Here is a 17063-nt window from a genome sequence, read left to right on the forward strand (position 1 = left end):
TAAGGCAGCGGCCCCTAGCAACGCGTTCCGGACAATGCAAGCCATTGCCGTACGCTTTTCCAAACGGCGCGAAATCCGCTAAGCGCGCCCTCCCATGCGCCTCTCCCCCGATCTTTCCGCCGAGATGCGCCGAATCCTGTCGCTCGCCTGGCCGGTGGCGCTGACCAGCCTGAACTGGACGATCCTGCACGTCACCGACGTGATCGTCGTCGGCTTCACCGGCACCGAGGAAGTGGCCGCGCTGGGGGCGAGCCGTGCGCTCACCTTTCCGGGCATCGTGATGGGGCTGGGCGCGCTTTCGGGCGTGCTCGTCCATGTCTCGCGTGCCGATGGCGCGAAGGACCTGCCCGGCACCGGCCGCGCGTTCCACCAGGGGCTGTTGCTCGCCATCGCGCTGGGCATGATCAGCGCGCTGACGCTCTTCGCCCTTGCCGAACCGATGCTGCGCGGCATCGGCGTGGCGGGCGAGATCACGCCGCTCGCCGCCGACGTCGTGCGGGTGATGGCGCTCGCCTATCCCTTCCAGCTGCTCATCGTCACCGCGAGCTTCTTCCTGGAAGGGGTGAGCCGGCCGCAGCGCGTGACGGTCGTCAACCTTTCGATCCTGCCGATCAACGCCTTGCTCGCCTGGGCCTTGTCCGGCGGCCATCTCGGCTTGCCCGCCATGGGCGCCGTCGGCGCGGCGCTGGCCACCACGATCGCCTCGGCGCTGGGCGCGGCGGGGATGATCGGCGCGGCCTGGACCCTGCCCCGGGCAAGGCAGCGCGGCGTGCACGACCTGGCCGGCATCTTCAGCCGCGCCTCGCTAAAGGGGGCATTGGGGCTCGCGCTGTTCGGCCTGGTCCCCGCCATCGCCTCGGGCCTCGAGCTGGTCGGCTTCTCGATCCTGATCGCCCTGTCGACCGAACTGGGCGAAGTCACCACCCACGCCTTCCAGATCGTGTTCTCGATCCACAACGTGACCTTCTCGGTGGCGCTGGGGCTTGGATCGGCCGCGGGCGTGCGCGCGGGCAATGCGGTGGGCGAAGGCGTCCCCCGGGAAGCGGCGCACCGCGCCGCCATCGCCGCCGCGCTGGCTGCGCTGGCGACGGGCCTGCTCGCGGCCTTGCTGATCCTGATACCGCACCCCTTCGTCGCGCTGTTCCCGGCGATACCCCAGGTGCATGGCCTGGCACTCGCCATGCTGCCCGTCTGGGCCCCCTTCATCCTGTTCGACGGGATCCAGGTGGTATGCGTCTATGCGCTGCGCTCGCTGGGCGACCAGGTGGTGGCCGGCATCAACTCGGTGATCGCCTTCTTCCTCGTCACCGGCGGGGCGGGGCTGGCCTTTGTTCACCTCGCGGGCTGGGGCGCGACCGGCCTCGTCCTCGCTTCGGGATTCGGGATGGTCGTGGCCGCCGCGCTCCATGGCGCGCGGCTCTGGTGGGTCAGCCGCCGATTTCGGTAGCGAAGCTCAGCCGCGCCGTGCTTGCGTTGCGCGGCGGATCGAGCTGGGCCGAATTGAAGTCGATCGTCTGCTTGGGACCGATCTCGCGTACCTGCGGCGTCACGCGCCAGCTATAGACCAGCTGGTTCTGCTTGTCCCGGAGCTCGATGCGGATGTCGGGCACGCGCTGCTTGTCCGAGGTGGGATTGGCGACCTTGCCCGAGATCATGAACAATTCGCTGCCATTGGTCTGCGTCCGCAACTCGGCATTCTTGTCGGCGAAGACCAGCGGCGTCTCGACTTCGCTGCCCATGCCGAGGCCGAGCCCCATCTGTGCCGCCAGCCCGGGCGCGCCGGAATAGAGGATCGCCCCGGTACCGAGCAGCATCGAGAAGCCGGCCACGACCGCGGCCGCGGTCCAGCGCCGGGCAGGATTGCGCCGCGGCTTGAACGGCGGCTGGGGCGCGAAGGGATCATAGTCCGGCGCCGGCCCGCCGGCCGCGGCGGTGATCGAGGCGTCGTCGAACACCCGCGGCGCCGGCGCTTCGCGCCGCGGCGTCTCGGCCACGCGATCCGAGGCCTGGGTGACCGGGCCGTCGGCAGCCGTGGCCCGTGTCGTCAGGTCGAGCGCGGCCGGCGCCTGGAACCAGCTATGCTTGCAGCTCGCGCAGCGCACGGTGCGGCCATCGGCGCCGATGGCGCTGTCGGGCACCAGATAGCGAGTACGGCACTGGCTGCATTCGAGGATCATTACGCGCGGCTCACAAGACGGGGCCTGTCGCCCGATTGTCACGATTCTAGACCCATCGATTCGCGCCCACAAGAGTCCCGTGCCCGAGTATCCCCAGCTTCTTGTGACCCGTCTGCGCCTGTGCGATGGCAGGGGCGAGGGAAGCGCCGGGAGCCAGATGGCCAGCATCGTTCAATTCGAGAATGTCGGCCTGCGCTATGGTTCGGGCGACGAGACTCTCTCGGACGTCAGCTTCTCGCTGAATACGGGCGCCTTCTATTTCCTCACCGGACCGTCCGGCGCGGGCAAGACCTCGCTGCTCAAGCTCCTCTATCTGGCCCAGCGGCCTAGCCGCGGCACGGTGCGGCTGTTCGGCGAGGATGCAGGCGCCCTGCCCCGTGCCCGCCTGCCCGGCTTTCGCCGGCGGATCGGCGTGGTGTTCCAGGACTTCCGCCTCGTTCCCCATCTTTCCGCCTATGACAATATCGCGCTCCCCCTGCGGGTGGCGGGCGTGTCCGAAGGCGATATCGAGGCACCGGTGCGCGAGATGCTCGCCTGGGTGGGGCTGACCGATCGCGGCCGGGCCCGGCCGCCCACGCTCTCTGGCGGCGAGCAGCAGCGCATCGCCATCGCCCGCGCGGTGATCGGCCGGCCCGAACTGCTGGTCGCCGACGAGCCCACCGGGAACGTCGATCCCGACATGGCCGAGCGGCTGCTGCACCTGTTCGACAGCCTCAACCGCCTGGGCACCACCGTCGTGGTCGCGACGCACGACTTCCACCTGCTCAACCGCATTCCCAACGCGCACATGATGCGGCTCGAAAAGGGCCGGCTCAACGACCCCACCGGCGCGCTGCGCAATCCGCCGGGGCGCGCATGAAGCTGAGCCTCAACCCCAATGCGCCCGATCGCCGCCTGCTCGACGAGAGCCGGCGTACCCGCGCCATGACCTGGATCATGGCGATCATGCTGTTCCTGACCGTGCTCGCCGGTGCGCTGGGGCTTGGCATGTTCGCCGCCACCGCGCAGCTCGACCGCCAGCTGGCGGGGCGGCTCACCATCCAGATCGTCGAACCCAACGCCGCGACGCGCGACGGCGAGGCGGCGGCGATCCGCACGGCGATGGCCAGGATCCCGGGCGTGGTGCGCGCCGCCGAAGTCGATCGCCAGCGGCTCGCCGAGCTGCTCAAGCCCTGGCTGGGCGATACCGGGCTCGATCCCGACCTGCCGATGCCGGCGATGATCGACGTCGAGGTGCATGGCAGCAGCCTGGCCATGGTCGAGCGCACTGCCCGGGCCATCGCCCCGGGCGCCCGGATCGACCGGCATGCGCAATGGCTCTCGCCGGTGCGCAGCTTCATGACCACGATGAGCTGGCTCGCGGTGGGGCTGATGCTGCTGATCGCCACCGCCACTGCCGCCGTGGTCCTGCTCGCCGCGCGTTCGGGGCTGGACACGCACCGCGACACCATCGATGTGCTGCACATGCTCGGCTCCACCGATGTCCAGATTGCCCGCCTGTTCCAGCGGCGGATCGCGTTCGACACGCTGTTCGGCGGCCTGCTCGGCTCCGCGGCGGCGCTGGGACTCGTCTGGTTCCTCCAGTCGCGCATGGCACTGGTGGGCTCGGAGATGCTGAGCGGCGTGGCGCTGCAGCAGCGCGACTGGTTCCTGCTCCTGTTGTTGCCGCTGGGCTTCGCGCTGCTCGCCACCTTCGCGGCGCGGAGCACCGTGCTGCGTGCGCTGGGCCGTACGCTGTGATCCTGCGCCTCATTGCCCTGGTGCTGATCGCCTGGCTGCTCGGCTTCGCGGCGTTCATGCTCTCGCTCGGCCACCCGCTGGAGAACCGCAAGACCGACGCGATCGTGGTGCTGACCGGCGGATCGAAGCGCATCGACCGCGGGCTCGAGGTGCTGCGCGCGGGCGATGCCCAGCGGATGCTGGTCAGCGGCGTCGATCCCGATGTGCGCCCCGGCGAGTTCGCCGCGGAATACAAGATCGACCGGAAGCTGATGCGCTGCTGCGTCGACCTGGGCTGGCAGGCGGTCGACACCCGCTCCAACGCGGAGGAGACCGCGGAATGGGTGAAGGAGCACCGGTACAGGACGGTGCGGCTGGTGACGTCCGACTGGCACATGCCGCGCGCCCGGCTCGAGCTGGCCCATGCCCTGAAGGGCGTCGAGGTGATCGGCGATCCGGTGCGCAGCCAGCCGGGCTTCGCGATGCTGTTCCGCGAATATCACAAATATCTCGTGCGGCGGATCGCGCTGCTGCTCGGCGCCAGCTGATGAACCTGCTCCGCACGCTCGCCTTCTCGATCTTCTTCTACGGCCTGTCGGTGCCGATGGTGCTGCTCGTGCCCTTCGTCGCCGTGCTGGGCGGCGACGCGCTGCGCAGCTATGCGATGGGCTGGGTGGCGCTGATGCGCTGGTCGGCGCGCTGGATCCTGGGGATCCGGGTAAGGATCGAGGGCGAGATACCCAAGGGCCCGGTGCTGTTCGCGGGCAAGCACGAATCGCTGTTCGAGGCCTTGGAGCTGAGCCGGCTGCTGGGCTCGCCCGCCACGGTGATGAAGCGCGAGCTGGCGCGGATCCCGCTCTGGGGCTGGGCGGCGCGGCGCTATGGCGTCATCATCGTCAACCGCACCGCCAATGCCTCGGCGCTGCGCGCGATGATGAAGGACGCGCAAGCCGCATTGCGGCAGGGCCGATCGGTGATGATCTTCCCGGAGGGGACGCGGGTGAAGCCGGGCGAGAAGCCCGAACTGCGTTCGGGCTTTGCCGGGTTGTATCGAATGCTCGACCTGCCCGTGGTGCCGATCGCGGTGAAGAGCGGCCATGTATGGCCCAAGCACGGAATCAAGAAGCCGGGCGTCGTCACCTTCCGGTTCGAGCCGATGATCCCGCCCGGCCTGCCTCGCGCCGAAGCCGAGGCCCGGGTGCATGCGGGGATCAACGCACTGAACGGTTGAGCCGCCGCCCGCGGCCGGATCGGCGTCCGGCCGCGCTTTCGCCTGTCGGAACGACGGGATCCTGCGGGCGCAGGCGTTCGCGACCTTCCGGCGGAACGTCGGCGTCGCTCCGCGGGAAGCTAGTCGTGCGTGCGGCCGAAATCGGGCGCCGCGTCGTCCTGGCCCTGCTCGATGATCGAGCGGCGGATGGCGCGGGTGCGCGTGAACAGCTCGAACAGTTCGTCGCCCTTGCCCCAGCGGATCGCGCGCTGGAGCGCGGTCAGGTCCTCGGAGAAGCGCTGGAGCATGTCGAGCACCGCTTCCTTGTTCGCCAGGAACACGTCGCGCCACATCGTCGGGTCCGAGGCGGCGATGCGCGTGAAGTCGCGGAAGCCGCCGGCCGAATATTTGATGACCTCGGACTGGGTGACTTCCTCCATGTCCGACGCGGTGCCCACGATCGTATAGGCGATCAGGTGGGGCAGGTGGCTGGTCACCGCCAGCACGCGATCGTGATGGTCGGGGGCCATCGTCTCGACTTCGGCGCCCAGCCGCTTCCAGAATTCGCGCACCCGCTCCACGGCCAGTGCGTCGGTGCCCGCCACCGGCGTGACGATGCACCAGCGGCCGTGGAACAGCGAGGCGAAGCCGGCCTCGGGGCCGCTATTCTCGGTGCCCGCCACCGGGTGCGCGGGAACGAAGGTCGCGTCCGGCAGCGCGGTGCGCACCGCCTCGACCACGCTTTCCTTGCACGAGCCGACATCGCTGACGATCGCGTCGGCGGGCAGGTCCGCGGCGATGCCGGCCGCCGCCGCGCCCATCGCGCCGACGGGGACGCACAGGATGACGAGATCGGCGTCGATCACCGAAGTGCCGGCGGTGTCCGCGACGTCGTCGCACAGCGCGATGCGCAAGGCAGTCTCGCGCACCGCCGGATCGGCGTCGAAGCCGGTCACGCGCGCACTCGGCATGTGCTGCCGCACTGCGCGCGCGATCGAAGAGCCGATCAGGCCCAGGCCGATGATCGTCACCCGGGCAAAGGGCAGCATCAGTCCTCGCCCGCCAGGCTGCGAAGCGCCGCGATCACCCCGCGCGTCTCTTCCTCGGTGCCGATGGTGATGCGCAGGCCGTGCGGCAGCCCCTGTCCGGGCAGCCAGCGGACGATATAGCCGGCGTCCATCAGTCCCTTGTACGCTGCCTCGGCGCCGAGCTGGCCCTCGAACAGCACCAGCACGAAGTTCGCCTGGCTCGGCACGGCGCGCAGGCCCTTGTTGCCCAGCTTGGCGATCTCGTCCGCGAACCAGCGGCGCCATTCGGCATTGTGCGCCTTGGTGTGGGCGACGAAATCGGTATCGCCCAGCGCGGCGACCGCCGCGGCGGTGCCGGCGATGGTGATCGAGAAGGGCAGGCGGATGCGGTGCATCGCTTCGATGATCGGCGCCGAGGCATAGCCCCAGCCGATCCGCTCGGCGGCGAGCCCGTACATCTTGGAGAAGGTGCGCGTCACCAGCACGTTGGGCGCGGTGCGGGCCAGTTCCATGCCGCCATCGTCGTCGTCGCCTTCGATATATTCGGCATAGGCATGGTCGAGCACGAGCAGCACATGGCTGGGCAGGCCGGCATGGAGGCGCAGGATCTCGCTGCGCGGCGCATAGGTGCCGGTCGGGTTGTTGGGGTTGGCGACGAAGACGATCTTGGTGCGCTCGGTCACCGAGGCGAGGATGGCGTCGACGTCGGTCGCATAGTCCTTGTCCGGCGCCACCACCGGCGTCGCGCCGACCCGGCGGGTGGCGATCGGATATACGGTGAAGCCGTAGTGGACGTAGATGATCTCGTCGCCCGGGCCGGCAAAGGCGCCGGCGGCGAGGTGAAGCACTTCGTCCGAGCCATTGCCATAGATGATCCGCGCGGGATCGAGGCCGTATCGCGCCGCGATCGTCTCGCGCAACTCGACGGCGCTGGCATCGGGATAGCGCTCGAGGCTGGTCGCGGCGGTCAGGAACGCCGCGCGCGCCTTGGGCGAGGTGCCGAGCGGGTTCTCGTTGGACGAGAGCTTCGAGACCCTGCGGCCGTCATCGGTGGTGGAGCGCCCCGGCACATAGGGGGCGATTTCCATGATCCAGGGCTTGGGAACTGGTGCGGTCATGGTCGCGCGGCTTGGCGGAATGGTTACCGGATGGCAAGGGTCAGGCTCTAGGGCTTCATGGTTAAAGGGAGCCAGGGAGGGGCAATGCGGGGGAACGGCATCGTCTGGCGCGCGCTGGAAGCGGCGCGGCGGCGCAATCTGGAAGCGGCCGGCGAGGCGATGCCGGTCAAGGGCGCGAGCGGCGCGACACGGCGCGCGGTGCTGCGGGCGATGGCCGCGACCGGCATTGCGGGCACCTTTCCCCGCGCCGCCGCGGCGCGCCCGCCCGGGCGGGTGGCGATCGTCGGCGGCGGCATCGCCGGCCTCAGCGCGCTTCATCATCTGCGCAAGGCCGGCATCGATGCCTTTCTGTACGAAGGCCGCGGCCGCACCGGCGGGCGGATGTACACGCACAGATCGGGCGACTGGACGTTCGAGGCGGGCGGCCAGCTGGTCAACACCGACCATTATGACATGCATGCGCTGCTCGCGCGCTTCGGCGTGGCGCTGCTCGACCGCAAGAACGAGCCGCACGATACGCTGATCCTCGCGAACGGCCGGCTCGTGAGCGACGCGGAGCTGGCCGCGGCGCTGCGTCCGATCGCCGCGCAGATCGGGAAGGACGCCGACCGGCTGGACCGGGACCATGCCCGCGTCGCGCCCCGCCTCGATCGCCTGTCGATCCACGACTATCTCGAAAGGCACGCCGCCCGGGTCCGCGAGCCCTGGGTCCGCCAGCTGCTCGAGGCGACCAGCCGCACCGAATATGGCGTCGAGCCCAATCGCGCCTCGGCGATCGAGCTGATCTTCAACTTGCCGACAGTGGACGGCCGGCGTGCCGAAGTGCTGGGCGGCGCCGACGAGCGCTATGTGATCGAGGGCGGCAGCTCGGCGCTGATCGCGGCGATGAGCGCGTTCCATGCCGATCGGATCGCCACCGGCAAGCGCCTGCACCGCGTCGAGCCGGGGCTGAAGCTCCATTTCCTCGACGGTTCGACCGCGGATGCCGATACGCTGATCGTCGCGGTGCCCGGGCCGCTTACCCGCCAGATCGATTTCCGCGTGCCGCTTCCCGCCGCCTGGCGCGCCTTTATCGGCGAGATGGAGCTGGGCTTCAACGAGAAGGTCCAGTCGGGCACCAATGCCATGCCGTGGCGCCGGCCGATGGGCGTGGGCGGCGAGCTGTGGCAGACCGATCCGCGTGCCGGCTGGGCACTGGGCTGGGACGGCAGCGTCCACCGCAAGGACGGGCTCTCGCCGGTCTGGACCTGGTTTCTGGGCGGCGACGAAGTGCTGCGCGCGCAGGGCCAAGCGCCCTCCGCGCTCGCCGCGCGCTTCGCCGACAGCGCCGCCGCCGCGATCCCGGGATTGGTCGAGGCCGCCACCGGCCCTTTCACCCGCACCAACTGGCATGCCCAGGCACTCACGCTCGGCGCCTATTGCAACTATGCCCCCGGCCAGCTCACGCGCTTCTCGAAGCTGCTGTACGTCGAGGGCGAGGGCGACGACCAGGTTCCCCATGCGGGGCGGATCTGGTTCGCGGGCGAGCATCTCTCCGATGCCTTTCCGGGCTATATGAACGGCGCCGCGCAGACCGGGCGGATGGCCGCCGCCGCCGTCCTTGGCAGGCGGATCGATGCCAAGGCCGCTTGAACCGGAACGCACAGCCTCCTAACGACCGCGGAATGTCCGACGATCCGCGTTATGGCACTGGCCGTTCGGTGACGCTGCCGGGGCCGCTGCGCCTCGACGGCGGCGGGCTGCTGTCGCCGCTCGACATCGGCTACGAGACATATGGCACCCTCACGCCCGATGGCGGCAACGCGATCCTGGTGTGCCATGCCCTGACCGGCGATCAGCATGTCGCCTCCACCCATCCGCGCACCGGCAAGCCCGGCTGGTGGGCGCGGATGGTGGGGCCGGGCAAGCCGATCGACACCGATCGCTATTTCGTCGTCTGCTCGAACGTGCTGGGCAGCTGCCTGGGCAGCTCGGGGCCGGCGACGGTCAATCCCGCCACGGGCAACCCCTGGGGAATGGGCTTCCCGGTCATCACCATCCGCGACATGGTTCGTGCGCAGGCGATGCTGCTCGATCATCTCGGCGTGGGAAAGCTGTTCGCCGTGGTCGGCGGCTCGATGGGCGGCATGCAGGCGCTGAGCTGGGCGGCGACCTTTCCCGAGCGCGTCGCCTCGGCCGTGGTCATCGCCAGCGCCGCACGGCACTCCGCGCAGAACATCGCCTTCCACGAAGTCGGCCGCCAGGCCGTGATGGCCGATCCCAAATGGCGCGGCGGCGACTATTATGCCGACAATGATCCCCCCGCCGCCGGGCTGGCGGTGGCGCGGATGGCGGCGCATATCACCTATCTCTCCGAGGCGGGGCTCACCGCCAAGTTCGGGCGCAAGCTGCAGAGCCGCCCGGAGAAACCGGACGGCGCCAAGACCTTCGGCTTCGACGCCGACTTCCAGGTGGAGAGCTATCTGCGCCACCAGGGCCTGGCGTTCGTCGACCGGTTCGACGCCAATTCCTATCTCTACATCACCCGGGCGCTCGACTATTTCGACCTGGCCGAGGAGCATGGCGGGCTGCTCGCCAGCGCCTTCCGGGGCAGCGGCGCGCGCTTCTGCGTGGTCAGCTTCGACACCGACTGGCTCTATCCGACGAGCGAATCGCGCACGATCGTCCATGCGCTCAACGCGGCGGGCGCGCGGGCGAGCTTCGTCGAACTGAGATCACCCTTCGGCCATGACGCCTTCCTGCTCGAGAGCCCCGAGCTCGACCGGGTGGTGCGCGGCTTCCTGGAAGCGGGGACGGCATGAGCGACTATCGCATCTCGTTCGACAAGGCCGAGCTGGATCTCGACCTGATCCACGCGTTCCTGAGCGGATCCTATTGGGCCAAGGGCATCCCGCGGCACATCGTCGAGAACGCGATCGGCAATTCCTTCTGCGCCGGCGCCTTCGCCAAGGACGAGGCCGGCCAGAACGAGCAGGTCGGCTTTGCCCGGATCATCACCGACCATGCCACCTTCGCCTATCTGGCGGACGTGTTCGTGCTGCCGGCACACCGGGGCCGGGGCGTGGCGACGCAGATGCTCGAAGCGGTGCAGGCGCACCCCGAGCTGGCGGGCCTGCGCCGCTGGCTGCTCTTCACGCGCGACATGCAGCCCCTCTATGCCAAGCTCGGCTGGACGCAGATCCCGCATCCCGAGCGCTGCATGGAACGGCACGACGTGGATCTCTACACGCGATGACTCTGCGCCCGGACCTGGCGATCATCGCCGCGAACGTGGCGGCGGGCAGCCGCGTGCTCGACGTGGGCTGCGGCGATGGGGCGCTGATGGCGGCGCTGCGCGACACCCGCCAGGTCGATGCGCGCGGGCTCGAGCTCGACGCGGGCGACGTGGCGGCGGCGGTGGGCCGGGGCCTCTCGGTGGTGCAGGGCGATGCCGATACCGACCTGGCCGACTATCCGGACCATAGCTTCGACTATGCCATCCTCAGCCAGACGCTGCAGACCACCCGCCACCCGGACCTGGTGCTGGAGAACCTGCTGCGCATCGGCAAGCACGCCTTCGTCTCCTTCCCCAACTTCGCCCATTGGCGGGTGCGCGCCTCGCTGCTGTTCGGCGGGCGGATGCCGGTGACGCGGCTGCTGCCGGTAGAATGGTATGCCACGCCCAACATCCACCATGTGACCGTCGACGATTTTCGCGCGTTCGTGCAGGGGCGCGGGATCACGCTGGAGGGCAGCTGGTTCCTGTCGGGCGACCAGCGCTGCGGCTCGGCGATGGCCAATCTGTTCGCCGAACATGCGGTGTTCCTGCTGAGGAGGTGATGCGATGCGGACGGTGAAGCGGGTGCACCCGGCCTTTCGCGACGACATCGGCGACCTCGTCACGCGGCGGCCGGTGCCGGGCCCGGCGATCGGGCATGTCGGCGCCTTCCTGTTCCTCAACCATCACGGCCCGCAGACCTATCCGGCGAACAATCGCGGCCTGCCCTTCGGCCCGCATCCGCACCGCGGTTTCGAGACGGTGACGTTCATCCTGGCGGGCGAACTGGCGCATACCGACAGCGCCGGCCATGCGAGCATCATTCGCGCCGGAGGCATCCAGTGGATGACCGCGGGCAGCGGCATCGTCCATGCCGAAGTCTCGCCCGCCGAGTTCAAGCGTGACGGCGGGCCGATGGAGATCCTCCAGCTCTGGGTGAACCTGCCCTCCAGGCTCAAGATGACAGCGCCGCGCTATGTCGGCGCACAGGCCGGGGCGATTCCGTCGGTCGCCGTCGACGGTGCCACCGTCCACCTGGTCGCGGGCAGTTTCGGCCAGGCCAGGGGCGTGGTCGATTCGCTGACCGGCGTCTTCCTGAGCTGGGTGGAGATCGCGGCCGGCGGCAGCGTGACCTTTTCCGGGCTCGAGGGGCGCGACGTGTTCCTCTATGCCGTGCGGGGCGTGTTCCACGTGGAAGGCACGGCGGTCGCGCATTTCCATCTCGCCGAGCTGACCCCCGGCGACGCGGTGACGATCGCCGCCGACGCTCCCGCGCTGTTCCTGTTCGGCCATGCCGCCCCGATCGACGAGCCGATCGTGGCGCATGGGCCCTTCGTGATGAACAGCGAGGCCGAGATCCGCCAGGCCTTCGCCGATTACCAGGCGGGCAGGTTCGGCGTCGCCGAGATCGTCGAAGCCTGAATTTCCGGCGCTAGCGCTTCACGCCCCAGTTGACGGTGACGTTGGTGGTCGCCGTGCCCGATTCGGCCATCACCCGCAGCGTGCGCCGGTCGCCCTCCGTCGCGCTGAACGACTTGCCGTCCTCGATACCAAGCGACAGGCCCGATGCGATGGCCTGCTGCTTCGACCAGGCGAGGATCGCCGCGGGCGTGGCGAAATCGGTGTAGATCACCGTGCCGCTGCGCTTCCCCGTCACCGCGACATCGCCGCTGGTGCAGCTGATGATCTTGGCTTCCTTGTAGACCGGCACGAAATCGGGCTTGTCGTTGCAGGTGCCGGCGGCGACCTTGGCGGGCACGCCCTTCGAGGTCGCCTCGATCACATTCTGCGCGGCGGGATCGCTGGTCGTCTTGGGGCCGCCACAGGCCGCCGCCAGCAAGGCCAATCCAGTCACCGCGCCGCGCATGGTAATCCTTTCCGAAGGTCAGAACGGAACGTCGTCGTCCAGATCGTCCGGGAAGTCGCCGCCGAAGCTGCCGCCGCCACCGCCGCCGCCGCCCGAACGCTGGCCGCCGCTGTTGAAATTGCCGCCGCCCCGGCTGGACGACTGACCGGCAAACTCGTCGCCGCCGCCCGAGTTCCAATCGTCACCGCCAGATGCGCGGCCGCCGCCGAAGCCGCCGCCAGCACCACCGCCACCGCCGGGCGCGCCGTCGAGCATGGTGAGCACCGAGTTGAAGCCCTGGAGCACGATCTCGGTCGAATAGCGGTCCTGGCCGTTCTGATCCTGCCATTTGCGCGTGGTCAGCGCACCTTCGATATAGACCTTGCTGCCCTTGCGCAGGTAGCGCTCGGCGACGTTCGCCAGGCCTTCGTTGAAGACCTTGACCGTGTGCCACTCGGTCTTTTCCTTGCGCTCGCCCGAGTTGCGGTCCTTCCAGCTTTCCGAGGTGGCGATGCGCAGCTCGACCACCTTGCCGCCATTCTGGAAGCTGCGGCTCTCGGGATCGCGCCCAAGATTGCCCACCAGGATCACTTTGTTGACGCTGCCCGCCATGGAAACTCCGCTTCGAAATCTGTAGATGCTTTGGTGAGGATATGGCCGAGATCATCAACTTCAACAAGGCGCGCAAGGCCAGGGCAAGGGCCGAGAAGCCGATCCGTGCACAGGAAAATCGCGCGCGCTTCGGCCGCACCAGGGCCGAGAAGCAGGCCGAGGCCGCCGAAAAGGCGCGCATCGCGAAGACGCTGGACGATGCCAGGCGCGATTGAGCGCCCCACCCTCGTCACCCCGCCCGCGCGGGGATGACGGAAGGAACGCAGGACGGATCTAGAGCCCCAGCGCCACCGCGCTCCAATAGGTGAGCCCCGCCGCCGCATAGGCGAGCGTGAAGAGATAGCCGATCATGAACATCGGCCATTTCCAGCCATTGGTCTCGCGCCGCGTCACCGCGATCGTCGAAATGCACTGGGGCGCGAAGACGAACCACATCAGGAAGGCGAGCGCGGTCGGCAGGCTCCAGCGCTTGCGCAGATTCTCGGTGATCGTCGCCTCGCCCTTGGCATCCTCGGGATTGTCGACCGCATAGACGGTGCCGATCGCCGCCACCGCCGCCTCGCGCGCGGCCATCGCCGGAAGCAGCGCCAGCGCGATGTCGTGATTGAACCCGATCGGCTTCACCACCACCTCGATCCCGCTCGCGATGCGCCCGGCGATCGAATATTCGCTCTGCTTCATGCCCGCCGGCGCCTGGGGGAAGGTGGCGAGCAGCCACAGGATGGCGACGGTGGCGGCAATGGTGGTGCCGGCCCGCTTCAGGAAGATCTCGGCGCGCTGCCACAGGCCGAGCACGATGTCGCGCAGGCGCGGCAGCTGGTATTTGGGCATCTCCATCATGAAGCCCGAAGTCGCACCCTTTGTCACCGTGCGGCGGAGCAGCAGCGCCGCGCAGAAGGCGCCGGCGATGCCAAGGATGTAGAGCCCGAACAGCACCAGCCCCTGCAGCCCGATGCCAGGCAGCACCGCGCGATCGGGAATCAGCGCGCCGATGATGATCGCATAGACCGGCAGGCGCGCCGAACAGGTCATCAGCGGCGCGATCAGGATGGTGGTGAGCCGGTCCTTCTCGTCCGCGATCGTGCGCGTCGCCATGATGCCGGGCACCGCACAGGCGAAGCTGGAGAGCAGGGGAATGAAGGCGCGGCCGGACAGGCCGACACCGGCCATCACCCGGTCCATCAGCATCGCGGCACGGACCATGTAGCCGGTCGCCTCGAGCACCAGGATGAAGGCGAAGAGGATCAGGATCTGCGGCAGGAAGACGACGACGGCGCCGACGCCGGCGATCAGGCCCTGGACGAGGAAGTCGCGGAGAAACCCGTCGGGCAGCGCACCGGCGACGGCGCCCTCGAGCCAGGCCATGCCCGCCTCGATCCAGCCCATCGGCGCCTCGGCCCAGGCGAAGACCGACTGGAACATGACGAACATCAGCGCGAGCAGGATGATCGGCCCGGCGACGGGATGGAGCACGACGGCGTCGATCCGGTGGGTCCAGCGGCGCGCGGCCGTCTCCGAGACGGTGACCGCGGCGGCGATCTGGCGGGCGCGGCGCTGGAGGACGACGATGTCGTGCTGGACGCCCGCGCCCTCGCGCAGCTTGTGATTGCCCCTGACCGCTTCGCCCAGCCGCTCCTTGAGCGTGTCGATCCCGCGCTTGCGCACCGCGACGGTGGCGACCACCGGCACGCCGAGTTCGCGCTCCAGCGCCGCAGCGTCGAGGATCAGGCCGTCGCGCTCGGCCATGTCGACCATGTTGAGCGCGACCACCATGGGCAGGCCCAGGGCAGCCAGCTGGAGCGTGAAGCGCAGGTGATTGTCGAGATTGGTGGCATCGACCACCACGATGATCGCATCGGGCAGCTTCTCGCCCTGCTGCTTGCCGAACAGCACGTCGCGCGTCACCGCCTCGTCGGGGGAGGAGGGATCGAGGCTATAGGTGCCGGGCAGGTCGAGCAGCTCGACCGGGCGGCCATCGGGCAGCGACAGGCGGCCGGCGTGGCGCTCCACGGTGACGCCCGGATAATTGCCCACCTTCTGCCGCGCACCGGTCAGCGCGTTGAACAGGGCGCTCTTGCCGGCATTGGGATTGCCGACCAGCGCAACCAGCGGCGCGGCGTTCATGCGCCGGGACTGACGTGGATCGCCGAAGCGACGTGGCGGCGCAGCGCGACGATCATCCGGCCGATCCGGCAAGCGATCGGCCCGCCGCCGAGCAGGCCCGACTTGTGGAGCAGCTCCACCTCGACGCCCTCGTCCAGCCCCAGCTCGCGCAGGCGCCGGCCCTCGGGCTCGCTCAGCTTGCTCCAGTCGATCGTGGCGACGGCCGCGGGCTTGTGGCGGGGCAGGCTGGCAAGCGGTACGGGCACGGGAATCGCAGCGGGGGCATTCATGCTGCGAGTCATTATCAATTGCGACGAGGGTACGCCAGTAGGATATGTCCTGCCCCGTCCCCGCACCGGGCCATCCCCCCGGGGACGGCCTGGCCGCAGCGAGGCGCCGGCCCTTGAATCAAGCCGCCGGGTAGCGCAGCCGGCCGACGAAGCGGGAAAGGCTGAAGCGATGCTCGGGCGGCGTCAGCCACTTCGCCTTGGCACGCTCGAACTGCATGATGTTCTCGATCCGGCGCGCCAGGAAGGCACGCGTATCGGCATGGCCTTCGCTCTCGTCGTCGAGGAACACCGCGATCGTCGCGGCATAGACGGCGCCGAGCGTCATGCGCTTGGAATAATGGTTGTAGTCGGTCGCGGTGTCGCCGGCCGCCCGCCACATCGCGTCGGCGGCGCGCCAGCCGAGCCGGGCCCCGCGCGCCGCGTTCTGCGGCATGGCGAGGATGGCGAGCGCGCGGCGCAGCGCCTCGCGGTGCGGTGCGGCGAGATCGAGCCGGGCCTCGACCAGCGCGGTGATACGGGCGCGAATCTTCATGCCGCCAAGCTGCTCCGGCGTGAAGCGGGCAAGCATCGCGGCGTCGATCGCGGCGAACCAGGCGTCGATCATCGCCACCGGCCCGTCGGTGAAGGCGAGCCGGGCGACGTCGCGGTCGATGCCCAGGCCGTCCGCCGCGGCGTCGAGCGCGCGGTTGTTCCAGCCGTCGAACGCCGCATTGGCCGCCACTTCCGGCGCAAGCGCGGCGCGAAGTTCGTCGAGAGTCGCGTCCTTCAGGTCCATCATGCCGGTTTAGTCCCCTCAGCTTCCGGCGCAACCCGCGTGCCGCCGCCGCGCACCAGCACCAATGCGATCGCGACCAGCACCGCGCCGATGAAATCGGCGAGGCCGAGCCGCTCGCCATAGACGATCCAGCCCACCGCCCCCGCGACGATCGGCTGGGTGAGCAGGGCGATGCCGACGACGAGGGGCGGGAGAAGGCCGATCGCGTAGATCATCAGCCCCTGCCCCACGACCTGGCTCGCCAGCGCGAGGCCGATCAGCACGCCCCAATGCTCCGGCCAGAATTTCTCGCCGAACAGCAGCGCGGCGAGCAGGAGAGGCAGCAGGCTGGCCAGCGTGGACAGCGCGAGCGCCGGAAGCGGCGCCATCGCTTCGCGCGCCTTGCCCATCAGCACGAAATAGACGGTGTAGAGCGTGCCCGCGAGCAGGCAGAGCAGGTCGCCGACCAGATGATCGGGCGAGAGCTGATAGGAGCGGCCGAGCAGCAGCCCCGCCCCGGCCGCGGCGAGCGCCAGCGCGATCCCCTGGGTCCGCGTCGGCCACATGCGCGCGACGACGAAGCCGTAGATCGGGTACATCAGCGTCGCCGAATTGCCGAACAGCGTCGCATTGGCGAGCGTGGTCTGCAGGATGCCGACATGCCAGCTCGCCAGGTCCGCCGCGAAGGCGATCCCGCCAAGGGCGATCGGCAGCCACAGCCCGCGCGCGGGGGCGAAGGGGCGTTTCTGGCCGGCAAGGGAAAGTGCGACCAGGATCGGCGCCGCCAGCGCGATGCGCCAGAAACCGGCCGCCACCGGCCCGACATCGGCCAGCCGCACGAACCACGGCCCGAAGGCGAGCGCGACGTTGCCGGCGAGCAATGCCGCGATCGGCAACGCAGAGGCGGTTTGCGATGCGGTAGCTTTTCTTGGGGATCCGGGCCGATGCAT

The 17063-nt window shown here is 69.3% G+C and carries 20 protein-coding genes; 11 read left to right on the top strand and 9 right to left on the bottom strand.

Annotation, left to right across the window (positions count from 1 at the left end):
* The first annotated feature begins 94 nt into the window (after positions 1–94).
* Positions 95–1447, top strand: coding sequence for an MATE family efflux transporter (locus tag BGP17_RS12965; protein WP_286712307.1), 1353 nt, complete (start codon positions 95–97; stop codon positions 1445–1447).
* Here BGP17_RS12965 and BGP17_RS12970 read toward each other — a convergent pair.
* Positions 1428–2177, bottom strand: a complete 750-nt coding sequence (locus BGP17_RS12970; RefSeq protein ID WP_167300122.1) for an MJ0042-type zinc finger domain-containing protein — start codon at positions 2175–2177, stop codon at positions 1428–1430. The two genes, BGP17_RS12965 and BGP17_RS12970, sit on opposite strands and share 20 nt — an antisense overlap.
* Positions 2178–2334: 157 nt before the next feature.
* On the opposite strand from BGP17_RS12970, the gene ftsE reads away from it, so the two are divergent.
* Genes ftsE through BGP17_RS12990 form a run of 4 tightly spaced genes read left to right on the top strand, consistent with a single transcriptional unit; the run spans position 2335 to position 5127 of the window.
* A complete protein-coding gene (ftsE, locus tag BGP17_RS12975) occupies positions 2335–3036 on the top strand; it encodes a cell division ATP-binding protein FtsE (protein ID WP_167300121.1) in 702 nt (233 codons plus the stop codon).
* Positions 3033–3917 carry a cell division protein FtsX gene (locus tag BGP17_RS12980; RefSeq protein ID WP_286712308.1) on the top strand — a complete coding sequence of 295 codons (885 nt, stop codon included), beginning with the start codon at positions 3033–3035 and terminating at the stop codon, positions 3915–3917. Before ftsE ends, BGP17_RS12980 begins: the two co-directional genes overlap by 4 nt.
* Positions 3914–4444: a YdcF family protein gene (locus tag BGP17_RS12985; protein WP_286712309.1), complete on the top strand. Its 531-nt coding sequence runs from the start codon at positions 3914–3916 to the stop codon at positions 4442–4444. Before BGP17_RS12980 ends, BGP17_RS12985 begins: the two co-directional genes overlap by 4 nt.
* Complete coding sequence (locus BGP17_RS12990; RefSeq protein WP_286712310.1) at positions 4444–5127, top strand: lysophospholipid acyltransferase family protein; 684 nt, start codon at positions 4444–4446, stop codon at positions 5125–5127. The genes BGP17_RS12985 and BGP17_RS12990 overlap by 1 nt, the downstream gene beginning before the upstream one ends.
* A gap of 119 nt (positions 5128–5246) precedes the next feature.
* On the opposite strand, the gene BGP17_RS12995 is transcribed toward BGP17_RS12990, so the two are convergent.
* Positions 5247–6155 carry a prephenate/arogenate dehydrogenase family protein gene (locus BGP17_RS12995; RefSeq protein WP_167300117.1) on the bottom strand — a complete coding sequence of 303 codons (909 nt, stop codon included), beginning with the start codon at positions 6153–6155 and terminating at the stop codon, positions 5247–5249.
* Positions 6155–7252, bottom strand: coding sequence for a histidinol-phosphate transaminase (hisC, locus tag BGP17_RS13000; RefSeq protein ID WP_286712311.1), 1098 nt, complete (start codon positions 7250–7252; stop codon positions 6155–6157). The genes BGP17_RS12995 and hisC overlap by 1 nt, the downstream gene beginning before the upstream one ends.
* An 84-nt stretch (positions 7253–7336) precedes the next feature.
* On the opposite strand from hisC, the gene BGP17_RS13005 reads away from it, so the two are divergent.
* The 5 genes from BGP17_RS13005 to BGP17_RS13025 are packed head-to-tail and all read left to right on the top strand — an operon-like array spanning position 7337 to position 11930.
* Positions 7337–8884, top strand: a complete 1548-nt coding sequence (locus BGP17_RS13005) for a flavin monoamine oxidase family protein (RefSeq protein ID WP_286712312.1) — start codon at positions 7337–7339, stop codon at positions 8882–8884.
* A 32-nt stretch (positions 8885–8916) separates the two neighbouring features.
* Positions 8917–10053, top strand: a complete 1137-nt coding sequence (metX, locus tag BGP17_RS13010; RefSeq protein WP_286712313.1) for a homoserine O-acetyltransferase MetX — start codon at positions 8917–8919, stop codon at positions 10051–10053.
* A complete protein-coding gene (locus BGP17_RS13015) occupies positions 10050–10487 on the top strand; it encodes a GNAT family N-acetyltransferase (protein ID WP_286712314.1) in 438 nt (145 codons plus the stop codon). Before metX ends, BGP17_RS13015 begins: the two co-directional genes overlap by 4 nt.
* Positions 10484–11071, top strand: coding sequence for a methionine biosynthesis protein MetW (gene metW, locus BGP17_RS13020; protein ID WP_286712315.1), 588 nt, complete (start codon positions 10484–10486; stop codon positions 11069–11071). Before BGP17_RS13015 ends, metW begins: the two co-directional genes overlap by 4 nt.
* Positions 11072–11075: 4 nt before the next feature.
* On the top strand, positions 11076–11930 hold the full coding sequence (locus BGP17_RS13025) for a pirin family protein (RefSeq protein WP_286712316.1): 855 nt from the start codon (positions 11076–11078) through the stop codon (positions 11928–11930).
* Between the two features lie 10 nt (positions 11931–11940).
* Here the strand turns inward: BGP17_RS13025 and BGP17_RS13030 are convergent, their stop codons facing one another.
* Together BGP17_RS13030 and ssb are read right to left on the bottom strand one after the other, a co-directional pair.
* On the bottom strand, positions 11941–12363 hold the full coding sequence (locus tag BGP17_RS13030) for a hypothetical protein (protein WP_167300110.1): 423 nt from the start codon (positions 12361–12363) through the stop codon (positions 11941–11943).
* 30 nt (positions 12364–12393) lie between these two features.
* On the bottom strand, positions 12394–12966 hold the full coding sequence (ssb, locus tag BGP17_RS13035) for a single-stranded DNA-binding protein (protein ID WP_286712317.1): 573 nt from the start codon (positions 12964–12966) through the stop codon (positions 12394–12396).
* A 41-nt stretch (positions 12967–13007) separates the two neighbouring features.
* Here ssb and BGP17_RS13040 point away from each other — a divergent pair, with 41 nt between their 5' ends.
* A complete protein-coding gene (locus BGP17_RS13040; RefSeq protein WP_167300108.1) occupies positions 13008–13181 on the top strand; it encodes a DUF4169 family protein in 174 nt (57 codons plus the stop codon).
* 58 nt (positions 13182–13239) lie between these two features.
* Here BGP17_RS13040 and feoB read toward each other — a convergent pair whose 3' ends face one another.
* The 4 genes from feoB to BGP17_RS13060 form a co-directional block, all read right to left on the bottom strand.
* Entirely contained in the window at positions 13240–15090 is a 1851-nt protein-coding gene (gene feoB / locus BGP17_RS13045) for a ferrous iron transporter B (protein WP_167300107.1), read from the bottom strand.
* Complete coding sequence (locus BGP17_RS13050; RefSeq protein ID WP_275914647.1) at positions 15087–15371, bottom strand: FeoA family protein; 285 nt, start codon at positions 15369–15371, stop codon at positions 15087–15089. The genes feoB and BGP17_RS13050 overlap by 4 nt, the downstream gene beginning before the upstream one ends.
* 106 nt (positions 15372–15477) lie before the next feature.
* A complete protein-coding gene (locus tag BGP17_RS13055) occupies positions 15478–16137 on the bottom strand; it encodes a COQ9 family protein (protein WP_422051197.1) in 660 nt (219 codons plus the stop codon).
* Positions 16134–17063 carry a DMT family transporter gene (locus BGP17_RS13060; protein ID WP_167300106.1) on the bottom strand — a complete coding sequence of 310 codons (930 nt, stop codon included), beginning with the start codon at positions 17061–17063 and terminating at the stop codon, positions 16134–16136. The genes BGP17_RS13055 and BGP17_RS13060 overlap by 4 nt, the downstream gene beginning before the upstream one ends.

The organism is Sphingomonas sp. 67-41, assembly GCF_001899725.1.
GTDB classification, from domain to species: Bacteria; Pseudomonadota; Alphaproteobacteria; order Sphingomonadales; family Sphingomonadaceae; genus Sphingomonas; species Sphingomonas leidyi.

Bases quoted from the DNA above. Each gene is read 5' to 3' on its own strand.
- BGP17_RS12965 (WP_286712307.1), top strand. From the start codon at position 95: ATGCGCCTCTCCCCCGATCTTTCCGCCGAGATGCGCCGAATCCTGTCG.
- BGP17_RS12970 (WP_167300122.1), bottom strand. From the start codon at position 2,177: ATGATCCTCGAATGCAGCCAGTGCCGTACTCGCTATCTGGTGCCCGAC.
- ftsE (WP_167300121.1), top strand. From the start codon at position 2,335: ATGGCCAGCATCGTTCAATTCGAGAATGTCGGCCTGCGCTATGGTTCG.
- BGP17_RS12980 (WP_286712308.1), top strand. From the start codon at position 3,033: ATGAAGCTGAGCCTCAACCCCAATGCGCCCGATCGCCGCCTGCTCGAC.
- BGP17_RS12990 (WP_286712310.1), top strand. From the start codon at position 4,444: ATGAACCTGCTCCGCACGCTCGCCTTCTCGATCTTCTTCTACGGCCTG.
- BGP17_RS12995 (WP_167300117.1), bottom strand. From the start codon at position 6,155: ATGCTGCCCTTTGCCCGGGTGACGATCATCGGCCTGGGCCTGATCGGC.
- hisC (WP_286712311.1), bottom strand. From the start codon at position 7,252: ATGACCGCACCAGTTCCCAAGCCCTGGATCATGGAAATCGCCCCCTAT.
- BGP17_RS13005 (WP_286712312.1), top strand. From the start codon at position 7,337: ATGCGGGGGAACGGCATCGTCTGGCGCGCGCTGGAAGCGGCGCGGCGG.
- metX (WP_286712313.1), top strand. From the start codon at position 8,917: ATGTCCGACGATCCGCGTTATGGCACTGGCCGTTCGGTGACGCTGCCG.
- BGP17_RS13015 (WP_286712314.1), top strand. From the start codon at position 10,050: ATGAGCGACTATCGCATCTCGTTCGACAAGGCCGAGCTGGATCTCGAC.
- metW (WP_286712315.1), top strand. From the start codon at position 10,484: ATGACTCTGCGCCCGGACCTGGCGATCATCGCCGCGAACGTGGCGGCG.
- BGP17_RS13025 (WP_286712316.1), top strand. From the start codon at position 11,076: ATGCGGACGGTGAAGCGGGTGCACCCGGCCTTTCGCGACGACATCGGC.
- ssb (WP_286712317.1), bottom strand. From the start codon at position 12,966: ATGGCGGGCAGCGTCAACAAAGTGATCCTGGTGGGCAATCTTGGGCGC.
- BGP17_RS13040 (WP_167300108.1), top strand. From the start codon at position 13,008: ATGGCCGAGATCATCAACTTCAACAAGGCGCGCAAGGCCAGGGCAAGG.
- feoB (WP_167300107.1), bottom strand. From the start codon at position 15,090: ATGAACGCCGCGCCGCTGGTTGCGCTGGTCGGCAATCCCAATGCCGGC.
- BGP17_RS13050 (WP_275914647.1), bottom strand. From the start codon at position 15,371: ATGACTCGCAGCATGAATGCCCCCGCTGCGATTCCCGTGCCCGTACCG.
- BGP17_RS13055 (WP_422051197.1), bottom strand. From the start codon at position 16,137: ATGATGGACCTGAAGGACGCGACTCTCGACGAACTTCGCGCCGCGCTT.
- BGP17_RS13060 (WP_167300106.1), bottom strand. From the start codon at position 17,063: ATGCATCGGCCCGGATCCCCAAGAAAAGCTACCGCATCGCAAACCGCC.